Annotated in this window: 18 protein-coding genes; 13 read left to right on the top strand and 5 right to left on the bottom strand. The window is 70.6% G+C overall.

Annotation, left to right across the window (positions count from 1 at the left end):
• Positions 1-82: 82 nt before the first annotated feature.
• Positions 83-1546, bottom strand: coding sequence for an anion permease (locus tag I6G21_RS09685; RefSeq protein ID WP_100462957.1), 1464 nt, complete (start codon positions 1544-1546; stop codon positions 83-85).
• An 86-nt stretch (positions 1547-1632) separates the two neighbouring features.
• Positions 1633-3354 (bottom strand): purine-cytosine permease family protein, encoded by a 1722-nt coding sequence (locus I6G21_RS09680; RefSeq protein WP_075515291.1) that lies wholly within the window; start codon positions 3352-3354, stop codon positions 1633-1635.
• A gap of 188 nt (positions 3355-3542) precedes the next feature.
• On the opposite strand from I6G21_RS09680, the gene I6G21_RS09675 reads away from it, so the two are divergent.
• Genes I6G21_RS09675 through I6G21_RS09650 form a run of 6 tightly spaced genes read left to right on the top strand, consistent with a single transcriptional unit; the run spans position 3543 to position 8247 of the window.
• Positions 3543-3845 (top strand): urease subunit gamma, encoded by a 303-nt coding sequence (locus I6G21_RS09675; RefSeq protein WP_075515292.1) that lies wholly within the window; start codon positions 3543-3545, stop codon positions 3843-3845.
• Positions 3842-4186 carry an urease subunit beta gene (gene ureB, locus I6G21_RS09670; protein ID WP_100462956.1) on the top strand — a complete coding sequence of 115 codons (345 nt, stop codon included), beginning with the start codon at positions 3842-3844 and terminating at the stop codon, positions 4184-4186. Before I6G21_RS09675 ends, ureB begins: the two co-directional genes overlap by 4 nt.
• Complete coding sequence (locus I6G21_RS09665; RefSeq protein ID WP_100462954.1) at positions 4183-5910, top strand: urease subunit alpha; 1728 nt, start codon at positions 4183-4185, stop codon at positions 5908-5910. Before ureB ends, I6G21_RS09665 begins: the two co-directional genes overlap by 4 nt.
• A gap of 9 nt (positions 5911-5919) precedes the next feature.
• Complete coding sequence (locus tag I6G21_RS09660) at positions 5920-6624, top strand: urease accessory protein UreF (RefSeq protein ID WP_197939446.1); 705 nt, start codon at positions 5920-5922, stop codon at positions 6622-6624.
• Positions 6617-7453, top strand: a complete 837-nt coding sequence (gene ureG / locus I6G21_RS09655; RefSeq protein ID WP_100462953.1) for an urease accessory protein UreG — start codon at positions 6617-6619, stop codon at positions 7451-7453. The genes I6G21_RS09660 and ureG overlap by 8 nt, the downstream gene beginning before the upstream one ends.
• Complete coding sequence (locus I6G21_RS09650; protein ID WP_100462951.1) at positions 7450-8247, top strand: urease accessory protein UreD; 798 nt, start codon at positions 7450-7452, stop codon at positions 8245-8247. Before ureG ends, I6G21_RS09650 begins: the two co-directional genes overlap by 4 nt.
• On the opposite strand, the gene I6G21_RS09645 is transcribed toward I6G21_RS09650, so the two are convergent.
• Positions 8222-9256: a HoxN/HupN/NixA family nickel/cobalt transporter gene (locus I6G21_RS09645; RefSeq protein WP_165869960.1), complete on the bottom strand. Its 1035-nt coding sequence runs from the start codon at positions 9254-9256 to the stop codon at positions 8222-8224. The genes I6G21_RS09650 and I6G21_RS09645 overlap by 26 nt on opposite strands.
• Before the next feature lie 79 nt (positions 9257-9335).
• Between I6G21_RS09645 and I6G21_RS09640 the strand changes: the two genes are divergently transcribed.
• The 6 genes from I6G21_RS09640 to I6G21_RS09615 all read left to right on the top strand — a co-directional run bounded on the left by I6G21_RS09640 (position 9336) and on the right by I6G21_RS09615 (position 15546).
• On the top strand, positions 9336-10421 hold the full coding sequence (locus tag I6G21_RS09640) for an App1 family protein (protein WP_075515298.1): 1086 nt from the start codon (positions 9336-9338) through the stop codon (positions 10419-10421).
• 327 nt (positions 10422-10748) lie between these two features.
• Positions 10749-10985 (top strand): glutaredoxin-like protein NrdH, encoded by a 237-nt coding sequence (nrdH, locus tag I6G21_RS09635; RefSeq protein WP_100462948.1) that lies wholly within the window; start codon positions 10749-10751, stop codon positions 10983-10985.
• 134 nt (positions 10986-11119) lie between these two features.
• Positions 11120-11614, top strand: a complete 495-nt coding sequence (nrdI, locus tag I6G21_RS09630) for a class Ib ribonucleoside-diphosphate reductase assembly flavoprotein NrdI (RefSeq protein WP_375542936.1) — start codon at positions 11120-11122, stop codon at positions 11612-11614.
• Positions 11611-13764 carry a class 1b ribonucleoside-diphosphate reductase subunit alpha gene (gene nrdE / locus I6G21_RS09625; RefSeq protein WP_058730955.1) on the top strand — a complete coding sequence of 718 codons (2154 nt, stop codon included), beginning with the start codon at positions 11611-11613 and terminating at the stop codon, positions 13762-13764. Before nrdI ends, nrdE begins: the two co-directional genes overlap by 4 nt.
• 64 nt (positions 13765-13828) lie before the next feature.
• A complete protein-coding gene (gene nrdF, locus I6G21_RS09620; protein WP_058730954.1) occupies positions 13829-14803 on the top strand; it encodes a class 1b ribonucleoside-diphosphate reductase subunit beta in 975 nt (324 codons plus the stop codon).
• A gap of 128 nt (positions 14804-14931) precedes the next feature.
• Positions 14932-15546, top strand: coding sequence for an SRPBCC domain-containing protein (locus tag I6G21_RS09615; protein ID WP_165869961.1), 615 nt, complete (start codon positions 14932-14934; stop codon positions 15544-15546).
• Between the two features lie 40 nt (positions 15547-15586).
• On the opposite strand, the gene I6G21_RS09610 is transcribed toward I6G21_RS09615, so the two are convergent.
• Positions 15587-16813: a SulP family inorganic anion transporter gene (locus I6G21_RS09610; RefSeq protein ID WP_232238444.1), complete on the bottom strand. Its 1227-nt coding sequence runs from the start codon at positions 16811-16813 to the stop codon at positions 15587-15589.
• Between the two features lie 164 nt (positions 16814-16977).
• Here I6G21_RS09610 and I6G21_RS09605 point away from each other — a divergent pair, with 164 nt between their 5' ends.
• A complete protein-coding gene (locus I6G21_RS09605; RefSeq protein WP_129357479.1) occupies positions 16978-17679 on the top strand; it encodes a lipoate--protein ligase family protein in 702 nt (233 codons plus the stop codon).
• 698 nt (positions 17680-18377) lie between these two features.
• Here the strand turns inward: I6G21_RS09605 and I6G21_RS09600 are convergent.
• Complete coding sequence (locus I6G21_RS09600) at positions 18378-19226, bottom strand: tripartite tricarboxylate transporter TctB family protein (protein ID WP_100462943.1); 849 nt, start codon at positions 19224-19226, stop codon at positions 18378-18380.
• Between the last annotated feature and the right edge of the window lie 24 nt (positions 19227-19250).

The raw sequence follows: 19250 nt of genomic DNA, 5'->3' as shown, positions 1-19250 counted from the left end.
CGCGCCCGGCACGAACGGGAGCGACCAGGGCCCCCGGCGGTGCGCCGGGGGCCCTGGTGTCAGATCGAGCGGGGACGAAAGGTCAGTGCCACATGCCGAGGACGAACATCCACCCGCCGCCGACCAGGGACCAGATGAGGATGTTGGCCACCGAGGCGATGAACGAGACCCGGAACCACTCGCTGGTCGGCACGTAGCCGGAGCCGAAGATCACCCCGGCCGGCCCGGAGGCGTAGTGGCTGATGCCGCCGAAGAGGTTGCCGATGAAGCCCAGCGCCAGGGCCGCGAGCATCGGCGGGGTCCCGGTGGCGATGGCCGCCCCGAGGAACACCGAGTACATCGCGACGATCTGGGCGGTGTTGGAGGCGAACAGGTAGTGCACGTAAAAGTACACCAGGCTCAGCACCGCGAAGGCCGCGATCCACGGCAGCCCGCCGACCAGGGAGGCCACGCCGTGCCCGATCCAGTCGATCACGCCCAGGTCGTTGAGCTGGGTCGCCATGCCCACCAGCACGGAGAAGAAGATCAGCGTGGACCAGGCCCCGGAGTTCTTCGCCATGTCCTTCCAGGTCAGCACCTTGGTGACCAGCAGGATCGCGATGCCCAGGAAGGCCGCCGCCGTCGCGTTCACGTGCAGGGTCGACCCCAGGACCCACAGCACCAGCAGGAGCACGAAGGTGGCCAGCATGACCCATTCGCCGCGGGACATCGGCCCGAGCTCGGCCAGCTCCTTCTTCGCCCGTGACGGGGCCTCGGGGGTCTGCTTCAGGGTCGGGGCGTAGATCTTGGACATCAGCCACGGCATGACCGCCAGCGCCACCAGCCCCGGCACGATGGCGGCCAGCGCCCAGGTGCCCCAGGAGATCTCCACGCCCTGCTTCGCGGCGAAGCCCACGGCCAGCGGGTTGCCGGCCATGGCGGTGACGAACATCGCCGAGGTGATGGTGTTGACCTGCACGGAGGTCAGGGAGAGGTAGGAGCCCAGCCGACGGCGCGACTCGGCGTCGTCCGGGCGGGAGCCGTTGACCTCCGCCAGGGACTTGATGATCGGGTAGACGACGCCGCCGGCGCGCGCCGTGTTCGACGGGGTCGCGGGCGCGAGGACCAGGTCGGTCAGGGCCATCCCGTAGGACAGGCCCAGGGAGGACCTGCCCAGCACGGAGACGAACATCAGCGCGATGCGACGGCCCAGCCCGGTGATCAGGAAGCCGTCGGCGATGAAGAACGCCGCGACGATCAGCCAGATCGAGGCGTTGCCGAAGCCCTGCAGGGCCTCCTTGGAGGCGTCCATGGTGCCGGTGATCATGGCCGCGGCCAGACCGATCAGCGCCACGGAGGCGGTGGGCAGCGGCTGCAGGATGAGCCCGAGGATGGTCCCGGCGAAGATCCCGGCCATGTGCATGCCCCGCGGATCCACGCCGTCGGGCACGGGCAGGAAGTACACGACGACGGTGACCAGGAGGATCGCCGCGATCTTGATGATCATTCCCGTGGGCGGTCGCCTGGCTTCCGAAGCGGCGGTGGTGCTGGTCTTCTCGGCGCTCATCTGTTGCGACCCTCCCGTGGCGATCTCGGCGTCGGTGCGCGGGCCCGGCGCCTTCGGCCGACGGCGGACCGAGCCCGTCCCCGATGCTACTCCGCCGGCACCCGCTTTCTGTTGTGTTTCCGTGGGTTCGTGTGCGTCTGTGCGGGCAGGACGTGCTCTCCGGTGCGATCCGTGGCCAGGGCCAGCGAGGAGATGTACTGGATCTCACCGGCCGGACCGGGCCGGGCGGAGGCGATCATGTCCGGACGCTCGAACTCCAGCCCGGTCACGCAGCAGCGCAGCCGCTCATCGGTCGGGTTGCCCTCACCGTCGTACATCGGCACGGCCACGCCGTCATCGGTGCGCCGCAGGTAGTACCGTCCCCCGGTGACCACGGCCAGCACCGGGGTGCACACCACCGCCAGACCCACCGCGAACAGCGCCGAATACGGCTGGACCCCGGATCCGAAGGCGCCGAAGTACACGGCGATGGACACCCCGGCGGAGATCAGGAAGGCGCCGAAGCCCACCGGGTTCACCGCATAGAGCATCCCGCGGCGGAACTCCGGCTGCTTCGGGGAGATCCCCAGCAGCATCTTGTTCACCGCGATGTCCGCGGCCACCGTGGTGATCCAGGCGATCGCGCAGTTGGCGTAGAAGCTCAGCACCGCGCTGAGCATCGCGAACATGTCCGCCTCCATCAGCGCCAGCGCGATGCCGAGGTTCACCAGGACGAACACCAGCCGCCCCGGATACCGCCGGGTCAGCCGCGTGAAGCTGTTGGTCCACGCCAGGGAGCCGGAATACGCATTGGTCACGTTGATCTTGATCTGCGAGATCACGACGAGCACCACCGCCAGCGTCATCGCCAGCCACCCCGGCATCATCTCCCGGTACACCCCCAGGAACTGGTGCACCGGCTCCTCGGCGTGCGGATCCGTGCCCGGCACCGCGTGGGAGATCAGCCAGACCGCCACGAACATCCCGATGATCTGCTTGGCCGCACCGAACAGCACCCACCCGGGCCCGCCCAGCACCAGCGCGGTCCACCAGGCCCGCCGGTTGCGACCGGTGCGCGCGGGCATGAACCGCAGGTAGTCGATCTGCTCGGCGATCTGCGCCATCAGCGACAGGCACACCCCCGCCGCCAGCATGACCGACGCCGTGCTCACCCCGGCCTGACCGGAGCGGCCCGTGTACGCCAGGAAGGTCCCCACCGCGTCCGGGTCGCGCTGGACCAGGTACACCAGCGGCACCACCATCAGCACCAGCCACAGCGGCGTCGTCCACACCTGCAGCTTCGCCAGCGCCTTCATCCCGTAGGCCACCAGCGGGATCACCATGACCGTGGAGATCAGATACCCCACCGGCAGGGGGATGCCCAGACCCAGCTTCAACCCCTGGGCCATGATCGAGCCCTCCGTGGCGAAGAAGATGAACGTGAAGGAGGCGAACACCACGTTGGTCAGCACCGAGCCGTAGTAGCCGAACCCCGAACCCCGGGTGATCAGGTCCAGGTCCACGTTGTACCGGGCGGCGTAGTAGGCCAGCGGGAACCCGGTGACGAAGATGATCACCGCTGCCACCAGCACACCCCACACCGCGTTGGCCGTGCCGTAGGAGATCCCGATGGTCGCCCCGATCGAGAAGTCCGCCAGGTAGGCGATGCCGCCCAGGGCGCTGATCGCGACGACCGCGGGACTCCAGGTGCGGTAGGAGCGCGGGGCGAAGCGCAGGGTGTAGTCCTCCAGGGACTCCCGGGTCCCCGCATCGGGTGCGGCGGGGGCCGGGGCCCCGGCGGTGCCGGGGGCGGAGAGGGTCTGGGTCATCGGGGCTCCTCAGGTGCGCGGGTGCGGTGCAGCGGCCTGAGTGCGTGCGGGCCGCCGGGATGCCCGCCATCCTCCCGCGCCCGGATTTCACCGCCATCAGCGGCGTGTTTCCGCGGCGTCATCGGGTCCCGGCGGACCCGGAGAGACCCGAAACACCCGGGAAACAGCCGCCGCCTAGTCTCGAGCCCATGATGCTCAGTCCCTCGGACACCGAGAAGCTGCTGCTGGCCGTGGCCGGGATGGTGGCCCGCGAGCGCCTGCAGCGCGGCGTCCTGCTCAACCACCCCGAGGCTGTCGCCCTGATCTCCTGCTGGGCCATCGAGGGCGCCCGGGACGGACGCGGCGTCGCCGAGCTCATGGCCGAAGGACGCCACGTGCTCACCCGGGATCAGGTCATGGACGGGGTCCCCGAGATGATCCCGGACATCCAGGTGGAGGCCACCTTCCCCGACGGACGCAAGCTGATCACCATCACGGAGCCGATCTCATGATCCCCGGGGAGATCCTGCCCGCCGAGGGCGAGCACGAGCTGCTGGGCGAGCGCCCCGTGACCACCCTGACCATCACCAACACCGCCGACCGCCCCGTGCAGATCGGCTCCCACTACGAACTCAGCCAGGTCAACCCAGGGCTGAACCTGGACCGGGAAGCAGCCCGCGGCCACCGCCTGGCGATCCCCGCCGGCACCTCCGTGCGCTTCGAACCCGGTGTGACCCGGCAGGTGCAGGCCATCCCCCTGGCCGGCACCCGCACCGTGCCGGGTCTGCGCGCGCCCCTGGACCGCCCCGCACCCCAGGGTGCCGGGCCCGCGACCTCGCAGGAGACGGCATGAGGATCCCCCGCCGCGACTACGCCCACCTGTACGGACCGACCATCGGGGACCGGGTGCGCCTGGGCGACACCGACCTGACCATCACCCCGGAGGTCGACCACTGCTTCGGCGGCGACGAGGTCGTCTTCGGCGGCGGCAAGGACATCCGGGAGTCCATGGGTCAGTCCCGACGCACCAGCGCCGCCGGCCACGGAGAACCCGGGGCGCCGGACCTGGTCATCACCAACGCCCTGGTGCTCGACGCCGCCGGGATCGTCAAAGCCGACGTCGGCATCAAGGACGGGCGCATCGCGGCCCTCGGCAAGGCCGGCAACCCCGAGACCATGGACGGGGTGCACCCCGACCTCGCCATCGGCCCCGGCACCGAGATCCTCGCCGGGGAGGGCAAGATCCTCACCGCCGGCGGCATCGACACCCACGTGCACCTGCTCGGCCCCGGGGCCCTCGAGGAGGCGCTCGCGGCGGGGATCACCACGGTGGGCGGCGGGGGGACCGGGCCCGCCGAGGGGTCCAAGGCCACCACCTGCACCCCGGGGCCGGCCAACCTGATGACGATCCACCGCGGGCTGGACGCGGTGCCGCTGAACATCCTGCTCTACGGCAAGGGCAACACCTCCTCCCTCGAAGCCTGCCGGGAGCAGATCATGGCAGGCGCGGCGGGGCTGAAGGTCCACGAGGACTGGGGTGCCACCCCCGCGGCGATCGACACCGCCCTGCGCGCGGCCGAGGAGCTGGGCATCCAGGTGGCCCTGCACGCGGATTCCCTCAACGAGGCCGGATTCGTGCAGGACACCCTGGCCGCCATCGGCGGGCGCGGCATCCACATCTTCCACTCCGAGGGCGCCGGTGGAGGACACGCCCCGGACATCATCACGGTCGCCTCCCACCCCAACGTGCTGCCGGCCTCGACCAACCCCACCCTGCCGCTGACGGTGAACACGGTGGACGAGCACCTGGACATGCTCATGGTCTGCCACCACCTGAACCCTCGCATCCCCGAGGACCTGGCCTTCGCCGAATCCCGCATCCGCGGCACCACGATGATGGCCGAGGACATCCTGCACGACATGGGGGCGCTGTCCATCACCTCCTCCGACGCCCAGGCGATGGGCCGCATCGGGGAGACCATCACCCGCACCTGGCAGGTGGCCCACGCGATGAAGGCTCTGCGCGGGCGCACCGCCGAGGACGAGGCCGCCCCGGCGGACAACGCCCGGGCCCGCCGTTACGTCGCCAAGTACACGATCAACCCGGCGATCGCCCACGGCATCGACGACGAGGTGGGCTCGGTGACCCCGGGCAAGCTGGCGGATCTGGTCCTGTGGTCCCCGGCCTTCTTCGCCGTGCGACCGGACGCGGTGATCAAGGGCGGCGGCATCGTCCTGGCCCCGACGGGCGATCCGAACGCCTCCCTGCCGACCCCGCAGCCGGTGCTGATGCGGCGCCAGCTGGCCGGGTGGGGGCCCAGCGCGGCGGACCTGGCCACGACCTTCGTCGCCCCGGCGGCCCTGGAGGACGGCCTGCGGGACCGGCTCGGGCTGCGTCGGCGCCTCACCCCCGTCAAGGACACCCGCGGCATCGGGAAGGTGGATATGGTCCTGAATGCCGCGACCCCGCGCATCGACGTGGACTCCGAGACCTTCCGGGTCAGCATCGACGGCGAGCCCGTGCCGCACCGACCCGCCCGCCGGCTGCCGCTGACCCAGCGGTACCACCTGTTCTAGGAGGCTCCCGTGCACACCGAGGTCGAGGCCGCCGCGGACCCGCGGGCCACCGCCGAGCTGCTGCGTCTGCTGCTGGCCGACGCGCGCCTGCCCACCGGGGCACACGCGTTCTCGGGATCCCTGGAACCGGCCCTGCTGGCCGGGCAGCTGCGCCCGGAGCAGATCCCCGGGTACCTGCGGACCCGGCTGCTCAGCGTCGTCGCCGCGGAGGCCGCCGCGGCCGTGCTCGTGGCCCGCAGCCCGGATCGGGGCACCGTGCGTGCGGTGGAGGCGGAGCTTGCCGCCCGCACGCCCGCACCCGCGCAGCGGCGCACCGCGGCCTTCCTGGGGAGGGCCCTGCTGCGCCTGGCCCGCACCCTGCCGCACGCCGTCGCCCCCGAGGCCCTGGACCCGCAGGTCTGCGGGCCCCGACCGCATCGGGGCGTGGCCCTGGGGCTGATCGCGGCGGCCTGGGGCCTGGAGGAGACCGCGCTGGTCACGGCCCTGTGCTACGAAGACGCGCAGACGGTGGCCGCGGCCGCCCTGAAGCTGGAGCCGATGGACCCGGCCGTGCCCCCGGCCTGGATCCTGCGGCTGGCGCCCACGGTGACCCACGTGGTGCGCACCGCCCTGGCGGTCCGGGCCCCGGAGGACATCCCGGCCCTGGCCGCGCCGATGATCGACCACTGGGCCCAGACCCACGACCGACGAGACAGGAGGCTGTTCCGTGCCTGAGCAGACGACCACCCCCGAGACGACCACCGAGAACCCCGCCGCCACCGGCAGCCCCGCCCGCCCCACCCTGCGACTGGGGGTGGCCGGGCCTGTGGGCACCGGCAAATCCTCGCTGATCGCCTCCATCTGCGCCCGGCTGAGCGGACAGCTGAGCATCGGCGTCATCACCAACGACATCTACACCGACGAGGACGCCCGCTTCCTGCGCTCCGCCGGAGTCCTCGACCCCCAGCGCATCCGCGCCGTGGAGACCGGGGCCTGCCCGCACACCGCGATCCGCGACGACGTCACCACCAACCTGATGGCCGTGGAGGAGCTGGAGGAGGACTTCGCGCCCCTGGACCTGGTCCTGGTCGAATCCGGCGGGGACAACCTCACCGCGACCTTCTCCCCGGCGCTGATCGATGCCCAGATCTTCGTCCTGGACGTGGCCGGTGGGGGAGACGTCGCCCGCAAGGGCGGCCCCGGCATCGGACGGGCGGACCTGCTGGTGATCAACAAGACCGACATCGCCGCCTACGTCGAGGTGGACGTCGAGCAGATGGTGGGCGACGCCGCCGCGGCCCGCGAGGGCGCGCCTGTGCTGCCCGTGTCCAAGAACCGCCCCGAGACCGTGCAGGCCCTGTGCGACTGGATCCTGCAGGTCCGGGGCAACCACCTCGCCGGGGTGCACACCCCCGTGGATCCCGGCCCCATGGCCCCGCACTTCCACGCCGACGAGGACGGCGGATACCTGCACACCCACGACGGCGCGGACGAGCCCCACGTCCACGAGCACCCGCACACCCACTCCCACGGGGAGACGGGCGCGGGCCCGGCCGAGGCGTGAGCGCCAGCCGCCCCACCGTCATCGAGATCGACGCGGATGAGCAGGGCCGGGCCCGGGTGACCCGGCTGCAGCCCGGGGACCTGGTCAGCGCCCGCCCCGTGCACCGGGACGGACCGCGGGTGCGCATCGCGCTGCTCGGGCGGCAGATGAGCCTGCTCGGCGGAGACCGGCTGGCCCTGCGCGTGCGCCTGGGACCCGGAGTGAGCGCAGAGCTGATCGAACCGGCCGGGCTGGTCGCCTACGACGCCGGCGGGCGAGCCAGCCGCTGGGAGCTGACCGGCAGCCTGGGCCCCGGGGCACGGCTGCGCTACGACGCCGCCCCCTGCGTGGCCGCCCAGGGCTCGGCCCTGACCCGGGCCACCCGGCTGGAGCTGGCCGACGGCGCCCGGGCCGTGCTGGCCGAGACCCTGGTGCTCGGGCGCTCCGGGGAGACCGGCTCCCCGGTGCGCACCACGACCCGGATCACCCACGACGGCGCCCCGCTGCTGGTGGAGGACCTGCTCACCGGGACCGTGCCCGGCACCGAGACGAGCCTGTGGCGGGACCCGGCCGTGCTGGCCGGACACCGCACCCTCGTGCAGGCCATGGCCCTGGGCTTCGTCCCGGACCCGGAGGGCACGGGGGAGGAGCTGCTACACCTGGCCGGGCCCGGGATCCTGTGGCGGTGGATGGGCGAGCACGCCCACCGCGGCCGCGCAGCCCTGGAGCCGGTGCTGCACCGGTGGCTGGCGGCGATGGACCGCCCCGAGCCCGGTGACCGCCCGGAGGTCACCGGACGCCCCGACCCCCGGTGACCTGACGGGACCTGAGGACGGACAGGCTCCGGACCAGGCGCGGCAGATACACCGCGCAGCCCAGCACGCTGAGCACCAGCAGCCACACGCCCACATACTCCACGTTGAGCCCGGCCAGCAGACGCGGCACCGGCAGATCCGCGTCCGCGGCCAGCTCCGCCGCGGTCACCGCCGCGACCAGCAGCGCAGCCACCGCGGAGATCAGCGTGACCGACGCATCGTAGGCCCGCCGCCGCGCCGGGGCCTCCAGGGCCCACCCGTAGACCCGCCGCACGATGGTGGAATCGGCCAGGTCGCAGCAGGCCATGCCCGCGGTGAACAGCAGCGGCAGCCCCAGAGCGGCCGACCAGGACGCACCCTCGATGGCCTGGGCGGAGATCACCATCAGCCCCACCGAGGCCGCCGTATCGAAGCCCAGCCCGAACAGCAGACCCACCGGATACATACCGCGGGCCGAGCCGATGCCGGACAGCAGGGAACCGAAGATCGCCCCGGCTGGACCCCGAGCCGCACCGGGGCGCTGGCCGCGCTCGCGGCGCAGCAGCAGGACCACGTTCCACACCGCGATTCCCACCAGGAACACCGCGGACACGCTCGGGCCCCACACGCCCGTGAACCGACCCAGGGCCGAGTCCTCGTCCCCGAGCTGCTCCCGCAGCGTCCGCGAGCCGGCCAGCAGCAGCACCACCGCGGCCAGCACCACCGTGGAGTGCCCCAGGGAGAACCACAGCCCGGTGGTTCCTGCCCCACCCCGGCGGCCGCGGGCGTCGTCGGCCCCCATGAGACGACGGGTCACGTTGTCGATCGCGGCGATGTGGTCCGCATCCAGCCCGTGGCGCATGCCCAGCAGGAAGGCCGTCCCGCCCAGCAGCCACAGCCGCCCCTCCGTCCCGGCCGCGCAGGCCCACCACAGCCACGTGCCGGCCAGCAGGAGGAGGACGAACAGCCACGCGCGGCGCACGGCGGGATCGGGGACGCGGAGGGAGGGGGCGCAGGCCTGCTGGGTCATGGGCCCATGATGCCCGGGGCGTGTTGCCCGCAGGTGAACCGCCCGGCCCGACCGGCGCGGCTGTGCCAGCATGGAACCCATGCGCCTGCCCCGCCGCCGCGTCCGCGGCTCCTCGACCTCCGTCGTCGGCGCCGAGGCCCTGAACCTCGGCTACCGCATCATGGACCGGGTGCACGAGCACCGGGAGACGGCCGCCCGCCGGGCCGGCAACGAGCCCGTCATCGTGCCCTTCGTCGGCTACGGCACGACCTCCTGGGTGCGGGTGCTGTGCCGGGCGCTGTACAAGACCCAGCTGTTCACCGAGCTCACGGAGATGCTCACCGGCAACCCCCGCCGCACCAGCGCGGCCCGCGGCTGGCGCTCCTTCACCTCCGTGCCCATCTCCGAGGCGCCGATCACGGTGCGCATCGAGGGTCGGGAGTTCCCCGTGCGGGCCGACGAGGGCGGGGTGCTGGACGTGCGCCTGCCCATCGCCCTGACCCCGGGACAGCATCGGGTCACCCTGGCCATGTCCGGTGCCGAGCCCACCGAGACCACGGTGTACGTGGTCCCGGACGGGCAGCGGATCGGCGTCGTCTGCGATGTGGATGACACCGTGATGGTCACCGCCCTGCCGCGGCCGCTGCTGGCGGCGTGGAACTCCTTCGTGCTCAGCGAGCACGCGCGCATGCCCACCCCGGGGATGCCCGTGCTGCTGGAGCGGATCCACCGGGCCCACCCCGAGGCGCCGATCATGTACCTGTCCACCGGGGCGTGGAACGTGGCCCCGGCGCTGCGCCGGTTCCTCTCCCGCAACGCCTATCCGGAGGGCACCCTGCTGCTCACGGAATGGGGGCCCACGCGCAGCCGATGGTTCCGCTCCGGGGCCGGGCACAAGGTCGGCTCCCTGCGTCGGCTGGCCGAGGAGTTCCCGGACGTGCGCTGGATCCTCATCGGCGACGACGGGCAGCGGGACCCGGACGTGTACAACGGCTTCGCGCTGCGCTACCCGGACCGGGTGGCCGCCATCCTGATCCGCAACCTCACGGTGGGGGAGTCCGTGCTGGCCTCCGGGCGGGTGTGGAGCGATGACCGGGCCAAGCAGATCGCCGCCGGGTCCCTGTGGATGGAGGCCAACGACGGGGCGAGCCTGTCGGACAAGCTGGGCTCGGCCGGTCTGCTCTGAGACCGCCCGCTCCGGGTGCCTCCTACCCCCGCGACGGGGTCGAGAGGGGCAGATCCGGCTGTGAGAAGTTCCATGTCGGCCCTCCGGACGGCGCGGTGCCGAGGGTGGTGCTGTGGACAACCGGGACCGCCCCGCGGAAAGCCGCGGCCGGACCTGGGGATAACGCCGCGGAGGGGCGTTCGGCACACTATCTGGGGGGCCCTTGCGGGGGTCGCCACTAGATGTAGTATTGGAGCCGATCCGCCGCCCACGAGCGCGACCCGCCGCGTCAGGCCCGCGCGCACCCGTCCCCAGCGGATCCATCCCAGCAGCCTTCGGAGGAGCACCATGTCTGTGACCGTCTACACCAAGCCCGCCTGCGTGCAGTGCAACGCGACCTACCGCGCCCTGGACAAGCGGGGCATCTCCTACGACGTCGTCGACGTCACCGAGGACGCCGCCGCCCTCGAGCGGATCAAGGAGCTGGGCTACCTGCAGGCCCCCGTCGTGATCACCGAGGACGACCACTGGTCCGGCTTCCGCCCGGACAAGATCGCCGCCCTGGAGACCACGCTCGTCTCCTGAAGCCCCCGCCTGCACGCGCGGGCACCGGGCCGGTCGCCTTCCTCCACGAGCCGCCCGCGTGCCGCGCACGCACCCCCGGGACGCGCCCGCCCGACGTCGTCCACCGTACCACCCCTGTGAGGAATGAGGTCGAAGTGTCCACCGCCGCGGACTCATCGCACACCATCGATCCGAACACCCCGCCGCACCCCCGGGCCGCGGCACCGCAGGACCCCCTCGTCGTCTACTTCTCCTCGATCTCCGGCAACACCGCCAAGTTCGTGGCGAAGCTGGGCTTCCCCACCGTGCGCATCCCGCTGCGCACGGGGGAGGACACCCCGATCATGGACCGGCCGTTCGTCCTGTGCGTGCCCACCTACGGGCGTCCCCGCTCCGGGGAGACCATCCCGCCGCAGGTCATGAAGTTCCTGCGCGAGCCCCGCAACCGCGAGCTGATGCTCGGCGTGATGGGCGCGGGCAACACCAACTTCGGGGAGGACTTCGGCATCGCCGCGGACAAGATCGCCGCCAAGTGCCAGGTCCCCGTACTCTACAAATTCGAACTCATGGGCACGTCCGAGGACGTGACCCGCGTACACGAAGGACTCACCGCGTTTTGGACACGAAACTGCCCGCCGCTGCCGGCATGACCGACGAGGCCCCCGCCGCCGACAAGACCATCCCCGAGAAGTACAAGGGCCTGGGCTACCACGAGCTCAACGCTATGCTGAACCTCTACGACGCGAACGGCATGATCCAGTTCGACGCCGACCGGCAGGCCGCCCGCCAGTACTTCCTCCAGCACGTGAACACCAACACCGTGTTCTTCCACGACCTGGAGGAGAAGCTGGAGTACCTGGTGGAGAACCAGTACTACGAGCCGGAGGTCCTGGAGCAGTACAGCTTCGAGTTCATCAAGGGCCTGTCCAAGCTGGCCTACTCCAAGAAGTTCCGCTTCCCGACCTTCCTCGGCGCGTTCAAGTTCTACACCTCCTACACGCTGAAGACCTTCGACGGGCAGCGGTACCTGGAGCGCTTCGAGGACCGGGTGGTCATGGTCGCCCTGACCCTGGCCCGCGGCGACGAGCAGCTGGCCACCGAGCTGGTGGAGGAGATCATCTCCGGGCGCTTCCAGCCGGCCACCCCCACGTTCCTCAACGCCGGGAAGAAGCAGCGCGGTGAGCTGGTCTCCTGCTTCCTGCTGCGCGTGGAGGACAACATGGAGTCCATCGGGCGCTCCATCAACTCCGCCCTGCAGCTGTCCAAGCGCGGCGGCGGGGTGGCCTTCGCCCTGACCAACCTGCGCGAGTCCGGCGCCCCGATCAAGAAGATCCAGAACCAGTCCTCCGGGGTCATCCCCGTGATGAAGCTGCTGGAGGACTCCTTCTCCTACGCCAACCAGCTCGGGGCCCGCCAGGGCGCCGGGGCGGTGTACCTGCACGCCCACCACCCGGACATCTACAAGTTCCTGGACACCAAGCGGGAGAACGCGGACGAGAAGATCCGCATCAAGACCCTCTCCCTGGGCGTGGTCATCCCGGACATCACCTTCCAGCTGGCCAAGCGCAACGAGGACATGTACCTGTTCTCCCCGTACGACGTCGAGCGCGTCTACGGGATGCCGTTCTCGGACATCTCCGTCACGGAGAAGTACTACGAGATGGTCGATGACTCCCGGATCCAGAAGAAGAAGATCAACGCCCGCGAGTTCTTCCAGACCCTGGCGGAGATCCAGTTCGAGTCCGGCTACCCGTACGTGATGTTCGAGGACACGGTGAACCGGGCCAACCCCATCCAGGGCAAGGTCATCATGTCCAACCTGTGCTCCGAGATCCTGCAGGTCTCCGAGCCCTCCGCCTACGACGCGGACCTCGGCTACGCCGAGGTGGGCAAGGACATCTCCTGCAACCTGGGCTCCCTGAACATCGCCCACACCATGGACTCCCCGGACTTCGGCAAGACCATCGAGACCGCGATCCGCGGGCTCACCGCCGTGTCGGACATGTCCGACATCGACTCCGTGCCCTCGATCGAGCGGGGCAACCGGATGAGCCACGCCATCGGGCTGGGGCAGATGAACCTGCACGGCTACCTGGCCCGCGAGGAGGTGTACTACGGGTCCGAGGAGGGCATCGACTTCACGAACATCTACTTCTACACGGTGCTCTACCACGCGATCCGCGCCTCCAACCTGATCGCCAAGGAGCGGGGGGAGTCCTTCGTGGGCTTCGAGGACTCCGCGTACGCCTCCGGGGAGTTCTTCGACAAGTACATCCAGCGGGAGTGGGCCCCGGCCACGCAGAAGGTGCGCGAGATGTTCGACGGCGTGCACATCCCCACCCAGCAGGATTGGGAGCGGCTGCGCGAGCAGGTGCAGGCCCATGGGATGTACAACCAGAACCTGCAGGCCGTGCCGCCGACCGGGTCCATCTCCTACATCAACGGCTCCACCTCCTCGATCCACCCGATCGCCTCGAAGATCGAGATCCGCAAGGAGGGCAAGCTGGGCCGGGTCTACTACCCCGCCCCGTACCTGACCAACGACAACCTGGAGTACTACCAGGACGCCTACGAGATCGGGTACGAGAAGGTCATCGACACCTACGCCGCGGCCACCCAGCACGTGGACCAGGGCCTGTCCCTGACCCTGTTCTTCCGGGACACCGCGAACACCCGGGACATCAACAAGGCCCAGATCTACGCGTGGCGCAAGGGGATCAAGACGATCTACTACTCGCGGCTGCGCCAGCTGGCCCTGGAGGGCACCGAGGTCGAGGGCTGCGTGTCCTGCATGCTGTGAGCGGCCCCGCCCGCCGCCGTCGTCGAATCCGCCACCACGCACAAGGAGCACCGAGAACGCCATGATGAGCGAGAAGGTCGAACTGGTCCACCAGGTCGAGGCGATCAACTGGAACCGCCTCCAGGATGAGAAGGACCAGGAGGTCTGGGACCGGCTGGTCGGGAACTTCTGGCTGCCGGAGAAGGTCCCGCTGTCCAACGACGTCCAGTCCTGGAACACCCTGAACGAGGAGGAGAAGCAGCTGACCATGCGGGTCTTCACGGGCCTGACGCTGCTGGACACCATCCAGGGCACCGTCGGGGCCGTCTCCCTCCTGCCGGATGCGCTCACCCCGCACGAGGAGGCCGTGTACACGAACATCGCGTTCATGGAGTCCGTGCACGCGAAGTCCTACTCCTCGATCTTCTCCACCCTGGCCTCCACGAAGGAGATCGACGAGGTGTTCCGCTGGTCCCGGGAGAACCCGCACCTGCAGAAGAAGGCCAACATCGTCATGGACTACTACCAGGGCGAGGACCCGCTGAAGAAGAAGGTGGCCTCCACCCTGCTGGAGTCCTTCCTGTTCTACTCCGGGTTCTACCTGCCGATGTACTGGTCCTCCCACGCGAAGCTGACCAACACCGCGGACCTGATCCGCCTGATCATCCGCGACGAGGCCGTGCACGGCTACTACATCGGGTACAAGTTCCAGCGGGGCCTGGAGAAGGAGTCCCCGGAGCGCCAGCAGGAGATCAAGGACTACACCTTCGAGCTGCTGTTCGAGCTGTACGAGAACGAGGTGGCCTACACCCACAGCCTCTACGACGGCGTCGGGCTGTCCGAGGACGTGAAGAAGTTCCTGCACTACAACGCCAACAAGGCCCTGATGAACCTGGGCTACGAGGCGATGTTCCCGGCATCGGTCACCGACGTCTCCCCGGCGATCCTCTCCGCCCTGTCCCCGAACGCCGACGAGAACCACGACTTCTTCTCCGGGTCGGGCTCCTCCTACGTGATCGGCAAGGCCGTGAACACCGAGGACGAGGACTGGGACTTCTGATCCGCTGAGCGGATCCTCCGGCGCCGAGGAGCCCGGCCCGCCCCCACCCGGGGGCGCAGACCGGGCTCCTCGGCGTCTCCGGTCTTTACGAGTGGCGCCGGGGCCCGCGGTCCTGTATGACGGAGATCATGAGCATTCCCGATCCCACCGAGCAGTTCGAGCGCGTGGACCGCCACGTCAAGGACAACGAGAAGACCCACGTGGTCATGCTGGCCACCCACTACACCAACCCCATCGCCGAGGTCTGGGACTCCCTCACCGAGCCGCAGCGCCTGGCCGACTGGTTCGGAACCGTCACCGGGGAGCTGCGCACCGGCGGGAGCTTCGCCGTCGAGGACCGCGGCGTCACCGGCACCATCCAGTACTGCGACCGCCACCGCGCCCTGCAGCTGGAGTGGACCGAGGCCGAGCGCACCGGCAAGGTCGCCGTCGCCGTGACCACCGGGGTCACCGGGACCTCAGTGACCGTGCGGCACACCGTGGCCGATGACCAGCGGTGGGGCCAGTACGGTCCCGCCGAGCTCGGCGTCGCGTGGGACGAGGCCCTGGCCGCCCTGGACGTGCACCTGTCCGGCAACATCGGGCACACCCGCGAAGTCCTCGAGCAGATCCACGCCGAACAGGGCAAGGATGCCCTGCGCGGCCGGCTCGTGGAGGCCTGGCGTCAGGAGCACGTGGCCGCCGGCGCCGAGGAGGATGACGCGCGGCAGCGTTCCGAGGCCGCGGCGCGGCTGCTCGGCTGAGCCGCCCGCTCATCCCTCCGTCGAGGCCCGCCCGCTGAGGTCAGATGACCTGCGGGCGGGTCCCGCGCGGCAGCAGCCGGGCCAGCACCGTGCCGACGATGACGCCGATCGCTAGGTCATGGGTGGCCACCGTCAGTCCGACGGTGGCCACCAGCACCACGGTGACCGGCCAGGGGGAGCGCTTGAGGGTCCGCGGGGCCACCGAGCGCCAGTCGAAGGTGGTCACGACGATGAACACCATCACCGCGGTCAGCGCCGCCATCGGCATCGCCGCCAGCAGGTCCGCGAGCACCAGGGCGAGCAGCAGCACCGAGCCGGCCGCGGCCAGCGTGGACAGGCGGGTCCGGGCCCGGCCGTGCCGGACGTTGATCATGGTCTGCCCGATCATCGCGCACCCGCCCATCGCACCGAAGCATCCCGCCGCGATGTTCGCCGCGCCCAGCGCCCAGGCCTCCCGGGTCTTATCCGAGCCCGTGCCGGTGATGTCATCGACCAGACGGGCGGTCAGCAGGGACTCCACCAGCCCGACCACGGCCATCGCGGCCGCGATCGGCACGATCGCCGTCCACGCGCCCGCATCCGTGGGCAGGCTCGGCAGCCCGAGGCTGGGCAGGCCGTGGGGCAGCGCGCCGCGGTCCCCGACGGTCGGCACCGTCCACCCCAGCAGCCACGCCGCGGCCGTCACCACGACGACGGCGGCCAGCGGCCCCGGCACGGCCGTGCTCAGGCGGGGGAGCAGGAAGACCACGAACAGCCCGAGGGCCACCAGCGGGTACACCGCCCAGGGGACGCCGATCAGCTCCGGCAGCTGCGAGGTGAAGATCAGGATGGCCAGGGCATCCACGAACCCGCGCATCACCGCCGGCGGGATCAGCCGCATCAGCTTCGCCGCCCCGCACACCGCGAGCACCACCTGCAGCGCCCCGGAGAGGATGACGGCCAGCAGGTAGGCCTGCACCCCGTGGGAGCGGACCAGGGGAGCGGCGACCAGCGCGACCGAGCCGGCCGCGGCCGAGACCATGCCGGGGCGCCCGCCGAGCACCGAGGTCACCACCGCGACGATGACGGCGCCGTACAGCCCCATCCGCGGATCCAGCCCGGCCACCACCGCGAAGGCCGTGGACTCCGGGATCAGCGCCAGGGAGGTCATGAACCCGGCGGTCACCTCCCGTCCCAGCACCCGGGGGTGACGCAGCGCGTTGAGGACGGCGCCGCCTTCGGACGGGTCGGTCTGATCGCGCCCGGAAGACGGGGTGGCGGTGGGCACGGGCGGAGACCTCGGTTCGAGACGGGAATGAGGGGGGCGGCGCTGTTCGAGGATACCCCCGCGCCCGGGACGGGCACCTGCCCGGTGCCCCGAACCGGAATAGGGGCCACAGCGAGCGTCCGCGCTGGACTAGGCTGGCCGGGAATCGGGAGAAGGAGGCGCCGGTGCGCATCGAGCGGGTCGAGGCCGCGGCCCCGGGTGCCGCGGACTACGCGCGGACCCTGGAGCTGCTGCGCGCCGTCGGGCGCGGGGAGCACCCGGAGGTGCTGCGCCTGTCCCGTCCGGCGCCGGTGGTGGCCTTCGGGCGTCGGGATGAGCTGAACCCCGGCTTCGCCCGGGCGGCATCGTCCGCCGCGGCTCACGGCTTCGAACCGTGGGTGCGCAAGGTCGGCGGGCGGGCTGCGGCCTATCACCGGGACTGCCTGATCGTGGACCACCTGTGCCCTGACGCCGATGCCACCGGCGGCAACCAGCGCCGCTACCGCGAGTTCGGGGCGCTGTGGGCGCGGGCCCTGGCCGACCTGGGGGTCGACGCCGGGGTGGGGGAGCTGCCGGGCGAATACTGTCCCGGGGAGTTCAGCGTCCACGGCGCGGCCGGTGGCATCGGACCGACGAAGCTGGTGGGCACCGCGCAGCGGGTGGTGGCCGGCGCCTGGTGGTTCTCCGCCGCCGTCGTCGTGGACCGGCGGGAGCCGCTGGCCGCCGTGCTCACCGAGGTCTATGCGGCCCTGGGTCTCGAGCTGGATCCCGGCACCGTGGGAGCGGTCCGGCAGCTGATCCCCGAGGCGAGGATCGAAGACGTCGAGGATGCCGTGCTGGAACGCTACGCCGCGTGGGAGCGGGCTGCCCGGGGCGGGCTCGGGTGAGCGGGCGCGGTCGGCCTCATCGCCCGGATGGCGTGTGAGCTCGAAGTGCACACGGCGGATGGCATCGGGTCGGAGGTCTAAGGTGGAGGCCGAAGATCGGGATCGCGATGAGCAGGGTGAGCGTGATGAAGCCGGCCACCGTGCCGGCCGCCGACACGACGATCGCGGTGGCGCCCTGCCACTTGGCCTTCCGTCTCTGACACACGCCGATGATGCCCAGGAGTAGGCGATCGGCAGCAGGATCACGCCGAACAGCCCCAGCAGGGGGACACGGAGGAAGATCAGCTCGGTGCCGAGGATCGAGCAGACCAGCGCGATGATGCCGACGACGTTGGATCCGGTCCTTCCCGGCGGGAACGGGGGAGTCCCGTCGGGGACCTGCGGGTGGCCGCCCGGGAGGGGTAGGCCCGCGGGACCGGATTGCCAGCTCGGGTGGGGACCGTGGGGTGTCTCGGAGACGGGGCATCTCCCGCGGGGCGAGACGGGATGAGGGTGCACAGGACATTACCGGGTTCTCCCACGGTATGGGAGAGGCGACGTCGGCGTGGCATCGCGAGCCCGCGGAACACGGCGTGGAGGGGTCTTCGTCGCGTGGGAGCGGAAGAAGGACCATGTTGCGCGGCAGGGAAAATCCGGATGGACGCAAAGAGCCCCGGCATCGCTGGGATGTCGGGGCCCGAGGCGGATCGCGAGGGCGATCAGGAAACGAAGGTCACCTCATGGGTGTCCAAGCTGTCCGGATCGATGATCGACAGGTCGAAGCTGATGTCCGACGGATCGGCCACCTGGTAGACGACGTCGAAGGTCAGATCCTTGCCGGGCTGGATCTTCCCAGAAGGAATCTCGATGTTCTGCGCGGAATCGAAGACGGAGTCAGCCTGCTTTCCACCCGACTGGACCGTGGAGCTGATGCCCATGGCATCGATGGCCTTGTCGGTGCCGTTGTGCACGGTGATGGTGAACTTCCGAGCCTGTCCATCGCCCTGGACGGAAGCGCTTTCCGAGGGGGTGAACTCCTGCGGTTCGCCCACGGTGGCCTTGAGACCATCATCCCACTGGACGGTCTGGCCGAACTTGCCCGTCTCCTCGGCGGCGGAACCCGCCGCGGCGGAGGAGGACGCTGAAGTGGACGGCGAGGTATCACTATCCTGCACGGCGTCGTTGACGGCGTTGGCGATGACGAGGAAGAACACGAGCAAGCCGATCAGCGTCCCGACCACCGACACGATGATCGCGGTGATCCCTTGCCACTTGACCTTGCCCTTCAGGCACACGGCGACGATGCCCATGATGAAGCCCACCGGAAGCAGAATCCATCCCAGGGCCAAGATCCCGGGGATGCAGGCCAGGATGGTCCCGAGGATCGCGCAGATCATGGCGATGATGCCGACGACGTTGCGCGCCTTGCTCTGGGGCGCAACCTGGGGAGCGCCGTAGGGGGCCTGCGGGTAGCCGGCCTGCTGCTGGCCACTCTGGTGGGTGGGGGCGGGGTAGCCCTCGGGGGTGGGCTCCTGGCTCGGGTGGGAGCCGTGGGGGTTCTCGGACACGGGGGATCTCCTGTTGGTGCGAGA

Source organism: Rothia kristinae, assembly GCF_016028855.1.
GTDB lineage: Bacteria > Actinomycetota > Actinomycetes > Actinomycetales > Micrococcaceae > Rothia > Rothia kristinae.
The sequence above is the reverse complement of the archived record's forward strand: the minus strand, read 5'-3'. Positions and strand labels throughout refer to the sequence as shown.

What these genes read in the sequence shown, in the direction of transcription:
- I6G21_RS09685 (WP_100462957.1), bottom strand. Translation starts at nt 1,546, where the DNA reads ATGAGCGCCGAGAAGACCAGCACCACCGCCGCTTCGGAAGCCAGGCGA.
- I6G21_RS09680 (WP_075515291.1), bottom strand. Translation starts at nt 3,354, where the DNA reads ATGACCCAGACCCTCTCCGCCCCCGGCACCGCCGGGGCCCCGGCCCCC.
- I6G21_RS09675 (WP_075515292.1), top strand. Translation starts at nt 3,543, where the DNA reads ATGATGCTCAGTCCCTCGGACACCGAGAAGCTGCTGCTGGCCGTGGCC.
- ureB (WP_100462956.1), top strand. Translation starts at nt 3,842, where the DNA reads ATGATCCCCGGGGAGATCCTGCCCGCCGAGGGCGAGCACGAGCTGCTG.
- I6G21_RS09665 (WP_100462954.1), top strand. Translation starts at nt 4,183, where the DNA reads ATGAGGATCCCCCGCCGCGACTACGCCCACCTGTACGGACCGACCATC.
- I6G21_RS09645 (WP_165869960.1), bottom strand. Translation starts at nt 9,256, where the DNA reads ATGACCCAGCAGGCCTGCGCCCCCTCCCTCCGCGTCCCCGATCCCGCC.
- I6G21_RS09640 (WP_075515298.1), top strand. Translation starts at nt 9,336, where the DNA reads ATGCGCCTGCCCCGCCGCCGCGTCCGCGGCTCCTCGACCTCCGTCGTC.
- nrdH (WP_100462948.1), top strand. Translation starts at nt 10,749, where the DNA reads ATGTCTGTGACCGTCTACACCAAGCCCGCCTGCGTGCAGTGCAACGCG.
- nrdE (WP_058730955.1), top strand. Translation starts at nt 11,611, where the DNA reads ATGACCGACGAGGCCCCCGCCGCCGACAAGACCATCCCCGAGAAGTAC.
- nrdF (WP_058730954.1), top strand. Translation starts at nt 13,829, where the DNA reads ATGAGCGAGAAGGTCGAACTGGTCCACCAGGTCGAGGCGATCAACTGG.
- I6G21_RS09615 (WP_165869961.1), top strand. Translation starts at nt 14,932, where the DNA reads ATGAGCATTCCCGATCCCACCGAGCAGTTCGAGCGCGTGGACCGCCAC.